The sequence below is a fragment of the Actinoplanes sp. NPDC048791 genome (assembly GCF_040650095.1).
Classification (GTDB): domain Bacteria; phylum Actinomycetota; class Actinomycetes; order Mycobacteriales; family Micromonosporaceae; genus Actinoplanes.
Map to the genome: position 1 here is coordinate 1 of NZ_JBEZGQ010000871.1, position 3523 is coordinate 3523.

Sequence of the window (3523 nt, forward strand, 5' to 3'; positions counted from 1 at the left end):
TCGCTCCCCGCCGTGGGACACGTCTTCACCCGGCTCGCCGGGCACGGTCTGGTGCTGATGCCGCACTGGCCGTACCGCTTCGAACGGCTCCCGGGCGAGCCGCACACGGTCCGGGTGGTCCGGGGCCTGCCGGACGGACCGGTCTGGACGGTGGTGCGGCCCGGCGAGCCGGTCGAGCCGCACGAGGCGGTGGACGTCGCCGACGGGCCCGCGCACGACCACTGGGAGATCCAGACCTCGGTCGTCAACCTGCGCTGGCCGGCCGGCTTCCGGGTCGACTCACCGCTCGACGAGGGCGACCAGACCCCGTTCTACCTGCACGGGCCCGGCGAGGCGGCGATCTTTCCGCAGGGCCCGGTGCCGCGGGAGCGCTGTGCCGACCCCGAGACGCTGGTCGCGCCCGGCCAGACGTTGCTGCGCCATGACGGGCAGAGCGTCGAGCTGGCCTATGAGCACGACGGTGAGCCGTGGTGGCAGGCGCACCGGCTGGTCCCGTACGGGTCGGACCGGACCTTGATCCTCACCGCCCAGTGCCTGCGCACCCACGCCGACCAGACCCGCGAGGCGGTCGACGCCGCACTGTCCTGATTCCGTCTGGACAGCCCACCTGATCCCGCTCCGCGCTGCCGGGCACCCCCGTGGTGTCGGTCGCGCGGATGCGGTATCTAGGCGGCCAGCCGGTGTTCCGCTCCGGCGGCGGCGGCGTGCCGCAACAACCTCTCGCGGGCTGCCTCGGACTCCTGGGCCTGCTCACGTTCTGCCTGCTCCAGCACCCGGCGGCGCCTCGCCGCCGCCCATCCGAACCTGTCCGCGTGCTCCCCGAACGTCATCGTCACACCTCCAGGACAACCGCCGCTGAACAACCGGCTGCTACCAACACGTGACGATGCGTAAAACGGTTCAGGGTCATCTGCGCGGGCCGGGTGGCGCCGTACCCCGTCTGCCCGCGACCGCACCGGGACGACCGATAAGCTGAGGCTGATCGCGGTCGCTGAAGCCCGCCGACGCCGGCCGGAAACTCGCGGCGCGTCGCTACTTGCAGTTCATCCCCATGACGGGGGTCGGCCAGCGGGCCGATCCGAAAGAGAGACTAGCCTGATGGCTGTGACACGCCGCGCAAAGATCGTCTGCACCATGGGTCCTGCCACCGCCTCCCCCGAGCGCATGCTCGGTCTGGTCGAGGCCGGCATGGACGTGGCCCGGCTGAATTTCAGCCACGGCAGCCACGAGGACCACCGCCAGATCTACGACATGGTCCGCAACGCCGCCCGGGAGACCGGCCGCGCCGTCGCCGTCCTGGCCGACCTTCAGGGCCCCAAGATCCGGCTGGGCAAGTTCGCCAACGGGCCGCACATCTGGGCCAACGGTGACACCGTCACCATCACCAGCGACGACATCCTCGGCACCCCCGACCGGGTCAGCTGCACCTACTCGAAGCTGCCGCAGGAGGTCAAGGTCGGCGACCGCCTGCTGATCGACGACGGCAAGGTCGCCGTCGAGGTCTCCGCGGTCGAGGGCAACGACATCCGCTGCCTGGTCACCGAGGGCGGCCCGGTCAGCAACAACAAGGGCGTCTCGCTGCCCAACGTCGCCGTCAGCGTCCCCGCGATGAGCGACAAGGACGAGGAGGACCTGCGCTTCGCGCTCAGCCTCGGCGTCGACCTGATCGCGCTGTCGTTCGTACGCTCGCCCGACGACATCAAGCTGGTGCACCAGATCATGGCCGAGGAGGGCACCACCCTGCCCGTCATCGCCAAGGTCGAGAAGCCCGAGGCGGTCACCCACCTCGAGGCCATCGTGCTGGCCTTCGACGGCGTCATGGTCGCCCGCGGTGACCTCGGCGTCGAGCTGCCCCTGGACCAGGTCCCCCTGGTGCAGAAGCGGGCCGTGCAGCTCTGCCGGGAGAACGCCAAGCCGGTCATCGTGGCCACCCAGATGCTCGACTCGATGATCGAGAATTCCCGCCCGACCCGCGCCGAGGCCTCCGACGTCGCCAACGCGGTCCTCGACGGCGCCGACGCGGTGATGCTCTCCGGCGAGACCTCGGTCGGCAAGTACCCGGTCCTCACCGTCAGCACCATGGCCAAGATCGTCACCACCACGGAGAGCGGCGACTTCGGCGTCCCGGTCCTGCAGCACGACCCGCGCACCCACAGCGGCGCGCTGACCGTGGCCGCCAGCCGGATCGCCCGCAACATCGGCGCCAAGGCCCTGGTCGCGTTCTCCCAGACCGGCGACACCGTCCGCCGCCTCTCCCGGCTGCACTGCGAGCTGCCGCTGCTGGCCTTCACCCCGGTCGCCGAGGTCCGCGACCAGCTGGCCCTGTCCTGGGGCGTCGAGACGTTCCTGACCGACTTCGTCGAGCACACCGACGACATGTTCCGCCAGGTCGACCACGCCATGCTCGGCCTCGGCCTGGCCAAGCCCGGCGAGTACGTCGTCGTCGTGGCCGGCAGCCCGCCGAACGCGCCCGGCTCCACCAACACTCTGCGCGTGCACCAGCTCGGCTCGCTCGTCGACCCGGCCACGGTGACCGAGCAGAAGTGAGCACCCCGCTGACGGGACAGGCCGCCGTCGATCAGCTCCTCGAGGTCCTCGACCTCAAGCAGATCGACGCGGCCACGTTCCGGGGCGAGAGCCCCCAGGTCGGCGCCCAGCGGGTCTTCGGCGGCCAGGTCGCGGGCCAGGCCCTGGTCGCGGCGGGCCGCACGGTCGACCCGGAACGCCGCGTGCACTCCCTGCACGGCTACTTCGTGCGCCCGGGCGACCCGACGGTCCCGATCGACTTCGCGGTCGAGAAGATCCGCGACGGCCGGTCCTTCTCGGTCCGCCGCTCCACGGCCCAGCAGCACGGCCGCACGATCTTCTTCATGTCGGCCTCGTTCCAGGTCACCGAGCAGGGCCTCGACCACCACACGCCCCCGCCGCAGGGCGTGCCGGGCCCGGACGAGACCCGCACGATGCTCGACTGGCTGGCCCGCTACCCGGACCGCGCGGCCGCGTTCAAGGCGGCCCCGCAGGCGATCGACGTCCGCTACGTGGGCACCCCCGGCTGGGTCCCCCCGGGCGACCGCGACGCCGCCGACGAGCAACGCGTCTGGATGCGCATCAACGGCAAGCTGCCGGACGACCCGCTGATCCACGCCTGCGCCCTGACCTACGCATCGGACCTGTCCCTGCTCGACTCGGTCCTGTCGATGCACGGCGAGGTGTGGGGCCCGGGCGGCGTGATCGGCGCCAGCCTGGACCACGCGCTGTGGCTGCACCGGCCGTTCCGAGCGGACGAATGGTTCCTGTACGACTGCACGAGCCCGTCGGCGAGCGGCAGCCGGGGACTGGCCAGCGGCCGGATGTTCACCGAGGACGGCCGGCACATCGCCAGCGCGGTCCAGGAGGGCCTGCTCCGCCGCGTCGGCGCCTGAGGCTGCCCGGAACGGAAAGGGCCCCGCCGGGGCGGGACCCCGGCCCGGCGACTGGCCGTTCAGCGGGTCCCGCCACCAGCGGGGCAGGGGAAACTTTCAGT

General features: G+C 71.8%; 4 protein-coding genes. 3 read left to right on the forward strand and 1 reads right to left on the reverse strand.

Annotated elements, in window-relative coordinates; translation table 11 throughout:
• On the forward strand, window positions 1–588 hold a 588-nt coding region (locus tag AB0C29_RS38820; RefSeq protein WP_360831466.1), incomplete at its 5' end, for a hypothetical protein.
• 77 nt (window positions 589–665) lie between these two features.
• Here the strand turns inward: AB0C29_RS38820 and AB0C29_RS38825 are convergent.
• Window positions 666–830 (reverse strand): hypothetical protein, encoded by a 165-nt coding sequence (locus AB0C29_RS38825; protein WP_360831468.1) that lies wholly within the window; start codon window positions 828–830, stop codon window positions 666–668.
• A gap of 268 nt (window positions 831–1098) precedes the next feature.
• Here AB0C29_RS38825 and pyk point away from each other — a divergent pair, with 268 nt between their 5' ends.
• Both pyk and AB0C29_RS38835 read left to right on the forward strand, forming a co-directional pair.
• Window positions 1099–2547, forward strand: a complete 1449-nt coding sequence (pyk, locus tag AB0C29_RS38830) for a pyruvate kinase (RefSeq protein ID WP_360831471.1) — start codon at window positions 1099–1101, stop codon at window positions 2545–2547.
• Entirely contained in the window at window positions 2544–3422 is an 879-nt protein-coding gene (locus tag AB0C29_RS38835) for an acyl-CoA thioesterase II (protein ID WP_360831474.1), read from the forward strand. Before pyk ends, AB0C29_RS38835 begins: the two co-directional genes overlap by 4 nt.
• Window positions 3423–3523: the final 101 nt, after the last annotated feature.